13 protein-coding genes and 1 pseudogene are annotated in these 15,336 nt (G+C 69.6%); all 14 read right to left on the bottom strand.

Annotation, left to right across the window (positions count from 1 at the left end):
- Nucleotides 1-68: 68 nt before the first annotated feature.
- The 14 genes and pseudogenes from serA to AS96_RS12830 all read right to left on the bottom strand — a co-directional run bounded on the left by serA (nucleotide 69) and on the right by AS96_RS12830 (nucleotide 15,234).
- Nucleotides 69-1,673 (bottom strand): phosphoglycerate dehydrogenase, encoded by a 1,605-nt coding sequence (gene serA / locus AS96_RS12900; protein WP_036290493.1) that lies wholly within the window; start codon nucleotides 1,671-1,673, stop codon nucleotides 69-71.
- A gap of 104 nt (nucleotides 1,674-1,777) precedes the next feature.
- On the bottom strand, nucleotides 1,778-2,131 hold the full coding sequence (locus tag AS96_RS12895) for a hypothetical protein (RefSeq protein ID WP_036290490.1): 354 nt from the start codon (nucleotides 2,129-2,131) through the stop codon (nucleotides 1,778-1,780).
- Complete coding sequence (locus AS96_RS12890; protein WP_036290487.1) at nucleotides 2,128-2,643, bottom strand: hypothetical protein; 516 nt, start codon at nucleotides 2,641-2,643, stop codon at nucleotides 2,128-2,130. The genes AS96_RS12895 and AS96_RS12890 overlap by 4 nt, the downstream gene beginning before the upstream one ends.
- Nucleotides 2,640-3,371 carry a copper homeostasis protein CutC gene (locus tag AS96_RS12885; RefSeq protein WP_036290484.1) on the bottom strand — a complete coding sequence of 244 codons (732 nt, stop codon included), beginning with the start codon at nucleotides 3,369-3,371 and terminating at the stop codon, nucleotides 2,640-2,642. The genes AS96_RS12890 and AS96_RS12885 overlap by 4 nt, the downstream gene beginning before the upstream one ends.
- Nucleotides 3,372-3,475: 104 nt before the next feature.
- Nucleotides 3,476-4,501, bottom strand: a complete 1,026-nt coding sequence (gene ilvC, locus AS96_RS12880; protein WP_005050115.1) for a ketol-acid reductoisomerase — start codon at nucleotides 4,499-4,501, stop codon at nucleotides 3,476-3,478.
- Between the two features lie 71 nt (nucleotides 4,502-4,572).
- Complete coding sequence (ilvN, locus tag AS96_RS12875) at nucleotides 4,573-5,082, bottom strand: acetolactate synthase small subunit (RefSeq protein ID WP_036290481.1); 510 nt, start codon at nucleotides 5,080-5,082, stop codon at nucleotides 4,573-4,575.
- Nucleotide 5,083: 1 nt separating this feature from the next.
- A complete protein-coding gene (locus AS96_RS12870) occupies nucleotides 5,084-6,883 on the bottom strand; it encodes an acetolactate synthase large subunit (protein ID WP_036290479.1) in 1,800 nt (599 codons plus the stop codon).
- 60 nt (nucleotides 6,884-6,943) lie between these two features.
- Nucleotides 6,944-8,650 carry a dihydroxy-acid dehydratase gene (gene ilvD, locus AS96_RS12865; RefSeq protein WP_036290475.1) on the bottom strand — a complete coding sequence of 569 codons (1,707 nt, stop codon included), beginning with the start codon at nucleotides 8,648-8,650 and terminating at the stop codon, nucleotides 6,944-6,946.
- A 9-nt stretch (nucleotides 8,651-8,659) separates the two neighbouring features.
- Nucleotides 8,660-9,436: a trehalose-phosphatase gene (gene otsB / locus AS96_RS12860; RefSeq protein ID WP_036290471.1), complete on the bottom strand. Its 777-nt coding sequence runs from the start codon at nucleotides 9,434-9,436 to the stop codon at nucleotides 8,660-8,662.
- Nucleotides 9,433-10,827: an alpha,alpha-trehalose-phosphate synthase (UDP-forming) gene (locus AS96_RS12855; protein ID WP_036290512.1), complete on the bottom strand. Its 1,395-nt coding sequence runs from the start codon at nucleotides 10,825-10,827 to the stop codon at nucleotides 9,433-9,435. Before AS96_RS12855 ends, otsB begins: the two co-directional genes overlap by 4 nt.
- Before the next feature lie 168 nt (nucleotides 10,828-10,995).
- A pseudogene (locus tag AS96_RS12845) lies at nucleotides 10,996-12,516 on the bottom strand (MFS transporter).
- Between the two features lie 81 nt (nucleotides 12,517-12,597).
- Complete coding sequence (locus AS96_RS12840; protein WP_036290468.1) at nucleotides 12,598-13,782, bottom strand: acetyl-CoA C-acyltransferase; 1,185 nt, start codon at nucleotides 13,780-13,782, stop codon at nucleotides 12,598-12,600.
- Nucleotides 13,779-14,432, bottom strand: coding sequence for a 3-oxoacid CoA-transferase subunit B (locus tag AS96_RS12835; protein ID WP_197017308.1), 654 nt, complete (start codon nucleotides 14,430-14,432; stop codon nucleotides 13,779-13,781). The genes AS96_RS12840 and AS96_RS12835 overlap by 4 nt, the downstream gene beginning before the upstream one ends.
- Nucleotide 14,433: 1 nt before the next feature.
- Nucleotides 14,434-15,234, bottom strand: a complete 801-nt coding sequence (locus tag AS96_RS12830; RefSeq protein ID WP_036290466.1) for a CoA transferase subunit A — start codon at nucleotides 15,232-15,234, stop codon at nucleotides 14,434-14,436.
- Between the last annotated feature and the right edge of the window lie 102 nt (nucleotides 15,235-15,336).

Here is a 15,336-nt window from a genome sequence, read left to right as displayed (position 1 = left end):
GGAGGGGGAAAGAACGCACACCGGTCGTTGAGCGAGCGCAGCGAGTCGAAACGTCCCGCGCCGCGACGTCAGGCTTCGACGATCTCCAGCTGACGGAAGAGGTCTGCGCCGATCGCCTGTCGCGTGTCGTCGAGGATCGCGTCCGGCACGGGCTGGTCGACCGTGAGCACCGAGAGCGCACGGCCCGAGGCGTCGGGCTGAGCGACGAACAGACCGGCGATGTTGATGCCCGCCTCCCCCAGCTTCTGGCCGTAGATCGCGACGATGCCGGGGCGGTCTGCGTAGCGCATGAGGATGTGGTGCTTCTCGATCGGAACCTCGATCTCGTAGCCGTTGATGCCGACGATCTTGGGGACCATGCGGGTTCCGGCCAGGGTTCCCGCAACCTCGAGCACCGTTCCGTCCGACAGCGTGCCGCGCAGAATCGTGATGTTGCGATAGAGCGGGCTGTCGGCCTCGACGATCAGACGGGTCTCGATGCCGCGCTGCTCGGCGAACAACGGCGCGTTCACGTAGGACACGTTCTCGCTGACGATCTTCGTGAAGATGCCCTTCAGCGCCGCGAGGCGGTAGACGCTGACGTCGTAGGCGGCGAGCTCGCCGCGCACCTCGATGTCCAGGCTCGTGAGGGCGCTGGTCGCAAGGCCGGAGAACACCTGACCGAGTTGCTCGACGAGAGCGATACCGGGACGCACGAACGGGTCGATGACTCCACCGGCGACGTTGACCGCATCGGGCACGAGGTCGCCTTCGAGGGCGAGTTTGACCGATCGGGCCACGGAGATGCCGGCCTTCTCCTGCGCCTCGTCGGTCGACGCGCCCAGGTGCGGGGTCACCACGACGTTCGGAAGCGACAGCAGCGGGAACGCGGTGCCGTCGGGCTTCGGGGGCTCGCTCGTGAACACGTCGAGTCCGGCGCCGGCGATCTCCCCCGTGGTCAACGCCGTGTAGAGCGCCTCCTCGTCGATGAGTCCACCGCGCGCGACGTTGACGACGTACGCGGTCGGCTTCATACGCGCGAACTGCGCCGCGCCGATCATGCCGGTCGTCTCGGGCGTCTTGGGCATGTGGATCGTGATGAAGTCACTCTGCGCGAGCAGGTCATCGAGGCTCAGGAGCGTGACGCCGAGCTGCTGGGCGCGCGTCGGCGTGACATACGGGTCGTACGCCACGACGCTCACGCCGAATGCCTGCAGACGAGCGGCGATGAGGGCGCCGATGCGGCCGAGGCCGATGATGCCGACGGTCTTCTCGAAGAGCTCTGTGCCCGTGAACGAGCTGCGCTTCCAGGCACCGGCGGCCAGCGACGCGTGAGCGGCGGGGATGTGACGGGCAAGGCTCAGGATGTGCCCGATCGTCAGCTCGGCCGCCGAGATGATGTTGGAGGTCGGCGCGTTGACGACCATGACCCCCGCGGCCGTGGCGGCCTTGATGTCGACGTTGTCGAGTCCGACGCCGGCACGCGCGACGACCTTGAGTACTGGAGCCGCTGCGATCGCCTCGGCATCCACCTTCGTCGCCGATCGGATCAGGATGGCGTGGGCGTCGGCCAGAGCCGACAGGAGCGCGGGACGGTCGGTGCCGTCGACCTGACGGACATCGAAGTCCGGCCCCAGGGCATCGATCGTGGCGGGTGAGAGTTCTTCGGCGATGAGGACGACAGGCTTGGACACAGCGGCAGGACCTTTGCGCAGGATCGGAGCGGGTGGAAGGATGCCAGCCTACCGGTCAGACCCCCCTGCCCCCGACCGTATGACGGCCGGGCAAAAGCGTGGGATCAGCCGAGCATCGACGAGCCGGACGGCCCCACGGTGTAGGTCAGGATGTTCAGCCAGAACACCGCCACGAGACACAGACCGGTGATGAGGACGAGGGCGAACTCCCACCACGTCCGCCGCCAGCCGACGGCGAAGGCGACGCCGAACGCGATCAGCGGGAAGACGACCGACAGCAGCAGCACGAACCAGCCGTAGGCGTTCAGCGGCTGAGCGCCCGATGCGGCCTGCGAGAGGAAGCCGACGGCGTTCCACACGAAGTACGCGTAGAACAGACCGAACACGACGGAGATGGCGACGATCAGCCAGGTGGGCAGGGCACGCGTGCGGGAGGGCGTGGGGGCGTTCGTGGTCATCGTCCCACAGCCCCGACGAGGATGAACGGCCACGGTACGAGCAGGGCGAGACCGCCGACCAGCAGCAGGACGCGCACCCAGGCCTTCGCGGCGCGGGTGAGGACGAACACCGTGAGGAACCACACCGGCGCCGCCGCGACGGCGAGCCACAGGGCGGCCGCGTACCCGACCGGGCTGACGAGGAACTCTGCCGTGCCCTGCAGACGCAACCCGCCGATGATCCAGCCGATGGTGAACAGCAGGTAAGCGCCGGCGAGGATGCCGAGGGTCACGAGCATCGCGTTCGACATCTGCGTCGGCGCGTCGGGCATCGTGACGGTGCCGTCCGCATCGATGTGGCCGACGGTGGTGCTGCCCTTGCCGACGGCCGTGAATCCGTCGGGAAGCACGGCCGGCTCGGGCGCGACCGTCGGGGCGGTCACCGGCTCGGCGGTGGGTCGGTGGCCCACCTCGAGAGTGGGGTCATCGTCGCCGTCCCAGCTCAGGGCGTCGTCATCACGTGGCGTGCTCACCCCGAAAGCGTACTGCGGACGGCGGCCGCGGCCGCGGCCGCCGCCACCACGACCGGGTCGGTGACGTCGTGGCCGCCCGCTCCTCCCCCGGGCCCCGACGGCACGTCGAGACCGGTGACGGCGCGGGCGGACAGATGCACGGCGTCGACGCCCACGGCAACGATGCGCGCGATGTCGCCGACGCGGATGCCGCCGCCGGCCATGATCTCGATACCGGTGTCCGCCGCAACCAGGCGTCGCAGCATATCCGTGCCGTCGACGGAGCGGGCGGCGCCGCCCGAGGTCAGCACGCGATCGACGCCGATCGCCGCGAGCTCGTCGAGGACGGCGAGCGGTGAGGGGGCCGCGTCGATCGCGCGGTGAAACACGAGCGTGCTGTCGCCTGCGGCGGCCCTCCACCTGCGCAGCGCCTGCGCGTCGACCTGCCCGTCGTCGGTCAGCGCACCGACGACGACACCGGCTGCGCCCGCGGCGATCGCTGCTCGGATGTCCGCCGCGACGAGGGTGATCTCGTCGCCGTCGTAGACGAAGCCACCTGCGCGAGGGCGCACGAGCACGTTGACGCGGTCCCCGCCCACGGCGGCGACCGCCGTCTCCACCAACGCGATCGACGGCGTGAGTCCGCCGACGGCGAGGGCCTGACACAGCTCCAGGCGGTCCGCTCCGGCGGCGATGGCGGCGCAGGCGCCCGCGGCATCCTGAACGGCTATCTCCAACGCGACGGTCATGCCGTCACGCTAGCAAGCGAAAGGCCCGGACCCCTTGTGTGGGGGCCGGGCCGGTACGGCTTTCGCAAGCCTGCTCGGCGGGTGTGCCGAGGGTCTGGACGAGGTCAGCGCGCGGCGGAGCCCTCGGTGTAGTCGGCGTCCTGCTGCTTCCACGCGAACAGGGCGCGCAGGTCCTTGCCGACGGCCTCGATCGGGTGGGCGGCGGCCTTCGCACGCAGCTCCTGGAACTCGGGAGCTCCGGCATCCTGGTCGCCGATGAAGCGCTCCGCGAACGCGCCGGACTGGATGTCGGCGAGAACGCCCTGCATGTTCTCCTTGACGCGCGGGTCGATGACGCGCGGGCCCGAGACGTAGTCGCCGTACTCGGCGGTGTCGGAGACCGACCAGCGCTGCTTGGCGATGCCGCCCTCCCACATGAGGTCGACGATGAGCTTGAGCTCGTGCAGCACCTCGAAGTAGGCGATCTGCGGCTGATAACCGGCCTCGGTCAGCGTCTCGAAACCGTACTGGACGAGCTGCGACACGCCACCGCAGAGCACGGCCTGCTCACCGAACAGGTCGGTCTCGGTCTCTTCGGTGAACGTGGTCTTGATGACGCCGGCGCGCGTGCCGCCGATCGCCTTCGCGTACGAGAGCGCCGTCGCCCAGGCGTGGCCAGAGGCGTCGCGCTCGACGGCGATGATGTCCGGGATGCCGCGACCGGCGACGAACTCGCGGCGCACGGTGTGACCCGGCGCCTTCGGGGCGACGAGGATCACGTCGACCCCCTCGGGCGCGTCGATGTAGCCGAAGCGGATGTTGAAGCCGTGGGCGAAGGCGAGGGTCTTGCCGGCCGACAGGTTCGGCAGGATGCTCTCGCTGTAGATGCCGCGCTGGTGCTGGTCGGGCGCGAGGATCATGATCAGGTCGGCCCACGCGGTGGCGTCGGCGACGTTCTTCACCTCGAAGCCGTCCTCCTGGGCCTTCGCGATCGACTTCGAGCCGTCCTTCAGCGCGATGACGACCTCGACGCCCGAGTCACGGAGGTTCTGCGCGTGCGCGTGACCCTGCGAGCCGTAGCCGACGATCGCGACCTTCTTGTTCTGGATGACGGACAGGTCGGCGTCGGAGTCGTAGAAGATCTCAGCCATGGTGTGTGTTTCTCCTTGGTTTCTTTCCGGTCGTTGAGCGAGCGCAGCGAGTCGAAACGCCCGCGAAGGTGTCAGCCGCGCAGGACGCGCTCGGTGATGGACTTGCCGCCGCGGCCGATCGCGAGCAGACCCGACTGGGCGAGCTCCTTGATGCCGAAGGGCTCGAGGGCGCGGAGGATGGCGTCGATCTTGCCGCGATCGCCGGTCACCTCGACAACGAGGGCGTCGGTCGCGTAGTCGACGACCGAGGCGCGGAACAGGTTCACGACCTCGATCACGTTGGAGCGCGTCTGGTTGTCGGCGCGCACCTTGATGAGCATGTGCTCGCGTTGCACGGATGCCGCCGGCTCCAGCTCGACGATCTTGATGACGTTGATCAGCTTGTTCAGCTGCTTGGTCACCTGCTCGAGCGGCAGCTCCTCGACGTCGACGACGACCGTGATGCGCGACAGGCCGGGCACCTCGGTGACACCCACCGCGAGCGACTCGATGTTGAAGCCGCGGCGCGCGAACAGGCCGGCCACCCGCGTCAGCAGACCCGGCTTGTTCTCGACCAGAAGACTCAGGACATGACGGCTCATCTCAGTCCTCCCCGTCGAAGCTGGGCGCATGGTCGCGGGCATATTGCACGAAGCTGTTGCTCACGCCCTGCGGCACCATCGGCCACACCATCGCGTCGGCCGACACGACGAAGTCGATGACGACGGGCCGGTCGTTCGTCTCCAGTGCCAGCGTGATGGCGGCATCCACCTCTTCGATCTTCTCGACGCGGATGCCGAGGCAGCCGTAGGCGTCGGCGAGCTTCACGAAGTCGGGCACGCGTACCGTGCCGTGACCGGTGTTGAGGTCGGTGTTGGAGTGACGGCCCGCGAAGAACAGCGTCTGCCACTGGCGCACCATGCCGAGACTCGAGTTGTTGATGATCGCGACCTTGATCGGGATGTCGTTCAGGACGCACGTCGCCAGTTCCTGATTGGTCATCTGGAAGCAGCCGTCGCCGTCGATGGCCCACACGACACGGTCGGGCTCGGCGACCTTCGCGCCCATGGCGGCCGGCACCGAGTAGCCCATCGTTCCGGCTCCACCGGAGTTGAGCCATGCGTTGGGCCGCTCGTAGCTGATGAACTGCGCGGCCCACATCTGGTGCTGGCCGACGCCCGCCGCGTAGACGGCCTCGGGTCCGGTGAGCTCGCCGATGCGCTTGATGACGTACTGCGGCGCGAGCAGGCCGTCCTCGGGCTCGGCGTAACCCAGCGGGAACTCGGTGACCAGACCGTCGAGGTAGGCCCACCACTCCGCGATGTCGGGCGTGTGGTCGACGCGGGCGCTCTGGAACGCGGCATCCAGGTCGACGAGCACTTCCTTCAGATCCCCCACGATCGGCACGTCGGCCGTGCGGATCTTCGAGATCTCCGCCGGATCGATGTCGACGTGCACGACCTGCGCGTTCGGAGCGAACTCGTCGGCCTTTCCGGTCACGCGGTCGTCGAAGCGGGCACCCAGCGCGACGATGAGATCGGACTCCTGCAGCGCGAGCACCGCCGGGACCGTGCCGTGCATACCGGGCATGCCGAGGTTCTGCGGGTGCGAGTCGGGGAACGCTCCGCGCGCCATCAGCGTCGTCACGACGGGGGCGCCGGTCGCTTCGGCGAACACGCGCAGCTCCGCCGCCGCACCCGCGCGGATGACGCCGCCGCCGACGTACAGCACGGGCTTCTTGGCGTGCGCGATCAGCTGCGCCGCCGCCTGGATCTGCTTGCCGTGCGCCTTCGTGACCGGGCGGTAGCCGGGCAGCTCGATCTTCGGGGGCCACACGAACGGCGCCGAGGCCTGCTGCGCATCCTTCGTGATGTCGACCAGGACGGGACCGGGGCGCCCCGTGGAGGCGATCTCGAACGCCGCAGCGATCGCGCCGGGGATCTCCTCGGCGCTCTTGACGAGGAAGGAGTGCTTGGTGATCGGCATCGTGATGCCGACGATGTCCGCCTCCTGGAAGGCGTCGGTGCCCATGAGGTGGCTGAACACCTGGCCCGTGATGCAGACGAGGGGCACCGAGTCCATGTAGGCATCGGCGATGGCGGTGACGAGGTTGGTCGCGCCGGGACCGGACGTCGCGATCGCGACGCCGGTGCGGCCGGATGCCGCGGCGTACCCTTCGGCCGCGTGACCGGCGCCCTGCTCGTGGCGGACGAGGATGTGGCGCACCGCCTCATCGTCCATCAGGGGGTCGTAGACCGGCATGATGGCGCCGCCGGGCAGACCGAAGACGTCTGTGACCCCGAGCATGTCGAGGGATCGGACGACGGCCTGGGCTCCGGTCATCACCGGAGCAGCAGCTCCGCGGGCGGGTGGTCGCGGCACGGCCGCGGTGTCGAGAGACATAGTGGTACCTCGGGTGTCAGATGCGTGTGAGGGCGGCTTCCCGCCCTGGGAGTCACGGCCTCAGCCGGTCGTCGCGCCCTCCGCTGCGGAGCGCACGAGTTTCGAGTACTTGGCCAGAACGCCACGGGTGTAGCGCGGGGGAAGCGGCTCCCAGCCGTCACGGCGGGAGTTCAGCTCTGCGTCGTCGACGAGTAGGTCGAGAGTGCGAGCCGCGATATCGACCCGTATCAGATCACCATCGCGCACGAAGGCGATGGGACCTGCGTCCACCGCTTCGGGTGCTATGTGGCCGATGCACAGGCCGGTTGTGCCGCCTGAGAATCTGCCGTCCGTCAAGAGTAGTACATCTTTTCCGAGCCCCGCGCCCTTGATGGCCGCTGTGATGGCGAGCATCTCGCGCATGCCGGGGCCGCCCTTCGGGCCCTCGTAGCGGATGATGATCACGCTGCCCGCGGCGATCTCGCCCGCCTCCAGGGCGTCCATCGCCGCGCGCTCCCGCTCGAACACCCGCGCGGGCCCCTCGAACACCGACACATCGAAGCCCGCTGTCTTGACGACGGCGCCCTCGGGAGCCAGTGAGCCGTGGAGGATCGTGATGCCGCCCGTCGCGTGGATCGGGTCATCGAAGGTGTGGATGACGGTGCCGTCGATCGGGTCGGGATCGAGCTCGGCGAGGTTCTCGGCGAGGGTCTTCCCCGTCACCGTGAGGGCGTCGCCGTGCAGCAGTCCCTCGTCGAGCATGGCCTTCATGATCACGGGGATGCCGCCGTGACGGTCGACGTCGTTCATCACATACTTACCGAACGGCTTCATATCCGCCACGTGCGGCACCTTGTCACCGATGCGGTTGAAGTCGTGCAGGCTCAGCTCGACATCAGCTTCGCGGGCGATGGCAAGCAGGTGCAGCACGACGTTGGTCGAGCCGCCGAGCGCCATGGCCAGGGCGATGGCGTTCTCGAATGCCTCTTTCGTGAGGATGTCGCGCGTCGTGATGCCCTGGCGCAGCAGGTTCACCACCGCCTCCCCCGACCGGTGCGCGTAGTAGTCGCGCCGACGGTCCGCAGAAGGCGGCGCGGCCGAGCCCGGAAGGCTCAACCCCAGGGCTTCGGCGACGGACGCCATCGTGTTCGCGGTGTACATGCCACCGCACGCCCCCTCTCCGGGGGCGATCGCGCACTCGATGCGCTTGAGGTCGGCCTCGCTCATCTTCCCCGCAAGGCACGCGCCGACCGCTTCGAACGAGTCGATGATCGTGACGTCCTTCTCGGTGCCGTCCGACAGCTTCACCCAGCCCGGCGCGATGGATCCTGCGTAAAGGAAAACGCTCGACAGATCGAGGCGGGCAGAGGCCATGAGCATGCCCGGAATCGACTTGTCGCAGCCGGCGAGCAGCACCGTGCCGTCGAGCCGCTCGGCCATGACCACGGTCTCCACGGAGTCGGCAATGACCTCGCGGGACACGAGCGAGAAGTGCATGCCCTCGTGACCCATCGAAATGCCGTCGGAGACGGAGATGGTCCCGAACTGCAGGGGGTACCCGCCGCCGGCGTGCACGCCCTCCTTCGCGCCCTGCGCGAGCCTGTCCAGGCTCAGGTTGCACGGCGTGATCTCGTTCCAGCTGGACGCGATGCCGATCTGGGGCTTGTCCCAGTCCTCGTCGCCCATGCCGACGGCGCGCAGCATGCCGCGGGAGGTGGTCGCCTCGATGCCGTTCGTGACGACACGACTGCGGGGCTTGATGTCGATGGAGGGATCGCTGTCCGGCATCCTCGAAGTCTATTCCCGCAGGGTGTCCCGTTCGCGCGCCAGACGTGTCAACAGCGCCGCCAATTCGGGGATGCCGGTGACACGAACAGTCGCCGCGGTCTCACCCGGGCCGACCCGCACACCCACGTCACCCGGCTGGAGACTGCGCAAGGCGTCCTCATCGGTCACGTCGTCGCCGGCGAACAGCACCGCGCTCGCACCGGTCTGCGCGCGCAGCCGTGCGACCGCGCCGTCCTTGCCCTCCGCACGGAAGGCGTACTCGAGGATGTCGTGGCCGTCACGACGACGCCAGTCGGAAGCCTCCGCGGCCATGAGCGCAGCGATCCTCTCCTGCGCGCCGCGCGCGACGGCGGCATCCGACACGAGGCGCGTGTGCAGCGCGAAGCCGAACTCCTTCGGCTCAACCCAGGCACGGTCGGCGTCGGCGGCGATGGCCTCGGCACGCGCGCGCAGGTCGTCGCGCTGCGCGAGCAGCAGAGGGTCCACGGGAGCCGGTGCCTCCCCCGGAGGCGGCCACTGCTCCGCGCCGTGCGAGCCGGCCAGAAGCAGCGGCGAGTCGTCGTCGTACTCGGCGATCACCCGCAGATCGCGCAGCGTCCGTCCCGAGACCAAGGCGACCGTCGTCCCCGGCGCCTGTGCGAGGGCCTCGACCGCTGCCCGCGCATCCTGGCTCATGCGCGCCGCCATCGGCTCGTCGACCAGGGGCGCGAGCGTGCCGTCGAAATCGAGTGCGACGAGCAACCGCGGCACACGCGCCAGGCCGGCGATAGGCTCCCAGCCGCTCACGCGTCCTGCTTCCGGACGGCGTCGAGGTCGGCCAGGAAGCGTCGTGACCAGTCGGCGACGTCGTGGTCGCGCACACGCCGGCGCAGGCCCCGCATCCGGCGGGCCTGCTCGGCGGGCTGCATCTCGACCGCCGCCATGATCGCGTCCTTGAGTCCGTCGATGTCGTGGGGGTTGACCTTCACGGCTTGCGAGAGCTCGTCGGCGGCGCCGGTGAACTCGCTGAGCACGAGCACCCCGCGACTGTCGATGCGACTGGCGACATACTCCTTCGCGACGAGGTTCATGCCGTCGCGAAGCGCCGTGACGAGCATCACGTCGGCCGCGAGATACAGGGCGACCATCTCCTCGCGCGGGTACGAGTGATGCAGATACCTGATCGCGGTGTGGCCGACGGTGTCGTGGTCGCCGTTGATGCGTCCCACGGTGAGCTCGATCTCGTCGCGCAGCTGCATGTATGCGGCGACGCGCTCGCGACTGGGGCTCGCGACCTGGACGAGCGTGACGTCCTCGACGTCCAGGCGGCCCTCCTCGAGGAGCTCGCCGTAGGCCTTGAGCCGATGGCCGATGCCCTTCGTGTAGTCGAGGCGATCGACGCCGAAGATCACGGTCTGCGGGTCGCCGAGGCTCGCACGGATCTCCTTCGCTCGCGCCTGGACCTCGGGGCGCCGGGCGATCTCGTCATAGAGCTGCGTGTCGATCGAGATCGGGTACGCCTTCGCCACGGCCGTGCGCACGGAACCATCATCCGCGACCACGCGGATCGCGCCCGACTTCGTCTCGAACCCCAACTGGCGCCGCACGGCGTTCGTGAAGTTGCCGGCATCCTGCACCCGCTGGAAGCCGATGACGTCGGCTCCGACGAGACCGGCCAGCACGTGCTTGCGCCACGGCAGCTGCGCGAACAGACCGTATGCCGGGAAGGGAATGTGGTGGAAGTAGCCGATCACCACATCCGGTCGCAGCGCCCGCAGCAGCCGCGGGACGAGCTGGAGCTGGTAGTCCTGAACCCACACCACCGCGCCGGGAGCGGCGGCGGATGCCGCGGCGGCGGCGAACCGCTCGTTGACGCGGACATAGGCTTCCCACCACTCGCGGTGGTAGGCGGGCGGCGAGATGACGTCGTGATATAGCGGCCAGATGGTGTCGTTGGAGAAGCCCTCGTAGTAGAGCTCGACGTCCTCGTCGGTGAGCGTCACCGGAACGAGCTCCATGCCGTCGAGCTCGAACGGCTCGAGCTCCAACCCCGCGGTCCCGGGCCAGCCGACCCACGCTCCCCCGGTCTGCTGGAGCACCGGCTCGAGCGCGGCGACGAGACCTCCGGGCGAGCGACGCCACCCGCCCTCGACGCTGGGGTCGTGGTCGACGGGCAAACGGTTGGACACGACGATCATGTCGGCCTTTGACTTCGGGTCGCTCACGCGGCTCCTCTCGGCAGGCGTTCTTCCAGGCTAACGTGGTCTCATGCGCAAGTACCTGTTCGGGACCGGGATCATCTCCGCCGTGACCAGCGGCCTCGCGCTGCTGCGGGGACTGCGCGGCGACGTGCCGTTCACCTGGCGTCAGGCGCTCGCCTGGCTGAGCTGGGGCATCACGCTCGCGCTGTCGATCGGCACGATCGTCGACACGTACCGCGCCTCACGCGGGCGCGTCGTCTCGACGGACTCCCCCATCCGTGGGAGGGAACAGAAGCTGCTGGCCACGCGCCTCCAGCGCTGAGCACCGATACCCACGACGAGATCAGAGCCCGATCTCGTAGTGCACGAAGCCGGTGTCGGTCGCGACCCGGTCGCGCGCCGGCTGACGGGTCGCGCGGAGGTCTCGACGGACCGTGCACTGGCGGAGACGTCAATCGAACGCCAGAGTTTCTTCCCCGCGGCGGCGCAGCGGAGAGAACCACGCGATCGCCGCGGCGACGGCGAACACCACGACGGTCGCGGCCAGAGCGCCCCGATCCCCGATAAGGCCGACGGCGACGCCGGCCGACAACGCCCCGACAGCGGCGAGCGTCCGGTTGCCCGCGCGTCGGTCGTGTTGGTACGCCCCAGGAACCGATCGGGGGTGAGCGTCTGCCAGAGGAGCTGCTCCGGCGTGTTCTCGATGCCCATCGCGGCGCCCTGCACGCCGATCGCGACGAACAGAAGAGCCGCGCCGAGCTCCGACGGCGGCGCCACGGCGACCAGGATCCACGCCAGCGGGTAGAGCGAGCGTGCGCCCACGATCGCGCGTCCCGCGCCGATGCGTCCCGTGAGCACGGCGGCGCTCGACGCTCCGATCAGGCTCGAGACTCCGAAGACCGTCAGCAGCAACCCGTACGTGAGCGCGGAGAATCCCAGCTCGCGAAGCGCCAGCAGCGACAGCGCCGTCAACGCCGCGCCGTTGGCGACGAACCAGACGTGAGTCGATACGGTGAGAGGGCCCAGCATCGGATGCCGGTACGTCCACCGCATCCCCTGGCCGATCTCGGTGCCCAGTCGGGCTGGGCGATGCGGCGCCCGCGGCTCCTCGACCCTCACGGTGGCGTTCAGCACGGCCTCGGCGAGGTAGCTCACCGCGTCGATGACGATGGCGAGGGGAGCGCCGACCAGCCCCACGAGGCCGCCGCCGATGCTCGGGCCGAGCGTCTGGGCCGCGGCATCCGTCGGGCCCAGTCTCATGTTGGCGCGAAGCTACCCGTCACGCGGCACGAGACGAGGCAGGAGGGATTGTGCCGCGGCGAAGCCGAACACCGAGAACGACCCGAACAGCAGGAGCGCGACGACCAGCATCCACACCTGGAGGATGCCGCATGCCCAGAGTACGGGTACCGCCCCGAGCGACAGCGCCCGCGCGATGCTGGCCCAGACGAGGATGGGTCGGCGACGCCAGCGATCCGTGTACACACCGGCGATGACGCCGAGCACGGCGTACGGAACGAACTGCGCCGCGTTGACGACACCGACCTCGAGCGGTGTCGCGCCGAGCAGCTGGACCACGAGAACGGGCATCGCGACCGTCGTGATGGCAGTGCCGAACGAGCTCAGCGCAGCCGCTGTCCAGTACCGGGCGAACGCCGCAGACCGTTCGTCGCGCGCTCGGCCCACGCGGTCACCTCCCCGTGCGTCACCCCGACGATAGCCGGGCCGGCCGGCGCGCGGTGTGCGGCGAACCGCCGGCGTCGCGCGTCAGCGCGTGAGCAGGAGCGCCTCGCCCTGGCCTCCCCCGCCGCAGAGGCCGACCGCGGCCGTGCCCGAACCGCGGCGGACGAGCTCGTGCACGGTGTGGACGACGAGCCGCGCGCCGGAGGCGCCGATCGGGTGCCCGAGGGCGATGCCGCCGCCGTGAATGTTCACGACGTCCTCCCCCACACCGAGCTCGCGCTGCGAGCGGGCGACGACGGCGCCGAACGCCTCGTTGATCTCGACGAGATCCAGATCGGATGCCGCGAGCTGCTGCCGCTGCAGGGCCTGCGCGATCGCGCGCGCGGGCTGCGCGTGCAACGAGTTGTCGGGACCGGCGACCTGACCAGCCGCGCCCACCACGGCGAGCACCGGCCATCCGCTCGCGTCGGCGTGCGCGCGTGTGGTCAGCACCACGGCGGCGGCGCCGTCGGAGATCTGCGACGCGTTGCCGGCCGTGATCGACCCGTCGGGCGCGAATGCGGGGCGAAGACCGGCGAGCGTCTCGGCGGTGGTCTCGTCGCGGATGCCCTCATCGGTGGTGATCGTCACCGCGGGACCGCGGCGTTGCGCCACCTCGACGGCGACGATCTCGGCGTCGAAGACCCCGGCATCCCGCGCCGCCGCGGCGCGCTGGTGCGACAGGGTGGCGACGCGGTCCTGCTGCTCGCGCGTGACCTCGAAGCGCGGGTTCAGCCGCTCCGTGGAGGCGCCCATGCTCTCGCGGTCGTACGCGTCGGTCAGACCGTCGTAGGCCATGTGGTCGAGCACCTCGACGGATCCGTAGCTCCAGCCCTCGCGCGAGCCCATGAGCAGGTGCGGCGCACGCGTCATCGACTCCATGCCGCCCGCGACGACGACCCTCGCGTCGCCGGAGGCGATCATCCGCTTGGCGTCGATGATCGCGGTGAGGCCCGACAGGCACACCTTGTTGACGGCGGATGCCGGGACGTCCCAGCCGAGTCCGCCGGCGAGGGCCGCCTGGCGCGCCGGGTTCTGTCCGGAACCGGCCGGCAGCACCTGCCCCATGATCGCGGCATCCACGGCCTCGGCGGCAATGGCGCCCTGCGCGAGCGCGCCGGCGATGGCGAACCCGCCGAGCTGCGCCGCGGTGAAGGAGGCGAGCTGCCCCTTGAGCCGCCCCTGCGGCGTGCGGGCGGCGGCCACGATGACGATGTCGTCGGTGCTCATGCGATCTCCTTGAGTGCGTCGGCGATGATCAGATCGGGTTCGGTGGCGGCGACGACCTCGTCGACGCTCACGCCGGGGGCCGTCTCGATGAGGACGAGGCCGCCGTCCGTGACGTCGATGACGGCCAGGTCGGTGATGATGCGGTCGACCACGCCGCGTCCGGTCAGCGGCAGCGAGCAGGCGTTCACGATCTTGGCCGAGCCGTCGCGGGCGACATGCTCCATCAGGACGATCACCCGCTCCGCACCGTGGACGAGGTCCATGGCGCCGCCCGGACCCTTGACCATCTTCCCGGGGATCATCCAGTTCGCCAGGTCTCCGGAGGCCGACACCTGCATCGCGCCGAGGATGGCCGCGTCGATCTTGCCGCCGCGGATCATGCCGAAACTCAGCGCCGAGTCGAAGAACGCGGCGCCCGGAAGGACGGTGACGGTCTCCTTGCCCGCGTTGATGAGGTCGGGGTCGACGTGCGCCTCGGTCGGGTACGGACCGACGCCGAGGATGCCGTTCTCCGACTGCAGCACGACGGTCACGTCGTCGGGCACGAAGTTCGGCACGAGCGTCGGCAGGCCGATGCCGAGGTTCACGTACGACCCGTCGGCCAGCTCCGCGGCCGCACGTGCAGCCATCTCGTTGCGGGTGCGCGCCATCTCAGGCTCCTTCCGGGATGTCGCGATCGGCGCTGTCGTCGACCGTGACGGTGCGGCGCTCGATGCGCTTCTCGATGTCGGTGCCGACCTCCACGATGCGGTGCACGTAGATGCCGGGCAGGTGGATGCCGTCGGGGTCGAGTTCGCCGGGGTCGACGAGCTCCTCGACCTGCGCGATGCAGACCCTCCCGGCCATGGCGGCGAGCGGATTGAAATTGCGGGCGGCCTTGTGGAAGACGAGGTTGCCGTGGGTGTCGCCCTTCGCGGCGTGCACGAGCGCGAAGTCCGTGACGATCGCCTCCTCGAGCACGTAGTCGCGCTCCTCGCCGGTGACGGCGAAGGTGCGGACGTCCTTCGGCGGCGACGCCACCGCAACGCCCCCGGCACCGTCGTACTTGCGCGGCAGTCCGCCCTCCGCGACCTGGGTGCCGACGCCGGTCTGGGTGAAGAAGGCCGCGATGCCCGCGCCGCCGGCCCGGAGCTTCTCGGCGAGCGTGCCCTGCGGTGTCAGCTCCAGCTCGAGCTCGCCGGAGAGGAACTGCCGCTCGAACTCCTTGTTCTCGCCGACGTAGGAGGAGGTCATCTTGCGGATGCGTTTCGCGTTCAGCAGCACGCCGAGGCCCCAGTCGTCGACGCCGCAGTTGTTCGAGACGATCGACAGATCGCGCGTGCCCTGAGCCAGCAGCGCCTCGATGAGCGCGATGGGATTTCCCGAGAGGCCGAATCCGCCGACGGCCAGCGACGCGCCGTCCGGGATGTCGGCCACCGCATCGGCAGCCGACGGGTAGGTCTTGTCGATCACGAATCACTCCTTTGTCACCGCGTATCACCTCCATCCTCCGCCGTCGCACACGGCCGCGCACGTCGGCGCTTGCCATGTGGATGCCGCGGCGCGTACTGTCCA

The organism is Microbacterium sp. MRS-1, assembly GCF_000585455.1.
Classification (GTDB): domain Bacteria; phylum Actinomycetota; class Actinomycetes; order Actinomycetales; family Microbacteriaceae; genus Microbacterium; species Microbacterium laevaniformans.
Note: the sequence above shows the minus strand (reverse complement) of the source record. Positions and strands in the feature narration are given on the sequence as shown.

Coding starts and splice junctions, on each gene's coding strand:
- AS96_RS12895 (WP_036290490.1), bottom strand. CDS start 2,131: ATGACCACGAACGCCCCCACGCCCTCCCGCACGCGTGCCCTGCCCACC.
- AS96_RS12885 (WP_036290484.1), bottom strand. CDS start 3,371: ATGACCGTCGCGTTGGAGATAGCCGTTCAGGATGCCGCGGGCGCCTGC.
- ilvC (WP_005050115.1), bottom strand. CDS start 4,501: ATGGCTGAGATCTTCTACGACTCCGACGCCGACCTGTCCGTCATCCAG.
- ilvN (WP_036290481.1), bottom strand. CDS start 5,082: ATGAGCCGTCATGTCCTGAGTCTTCTGGTCGAGAACAAGCCGGGTCTG.
- AS96_RS12870 (WP_036290479.1), bottom strand. CDS start 6,883: ATGTCTCTCGACACCGCGGCCGTGCCGCGACCACCCGCCCGCGGAGCT.
- ilvD (WP_036290475.1), bottom strand. CDS start 8,650: ATGCCGGACAGCGATCCCTCCATCGACATCAAGCCCCGCAGTCGTGTC.
- AS96_RS12855 (WP_036290512.1), bottom strand. CDS start 10,827: ATGATCGTCGTGTCCAACCGTTTGCCCGTCGACCACGACCCCAGCGTC.
- AS96_RS12840 (WP_036290468.1), bottom strand. CDS start 13,782: ATGAGCACCGACGACATCGTCATCGTGGCCGCCGCCCGCACGCCGCAG.
- AS96_RS12835 (WP_197017308.1), bottom strand. CDS start 14,432: ATGGCGCGCACCCGCAACGAGATGGCTGCACGTGCGGCCGCGGAGCTG.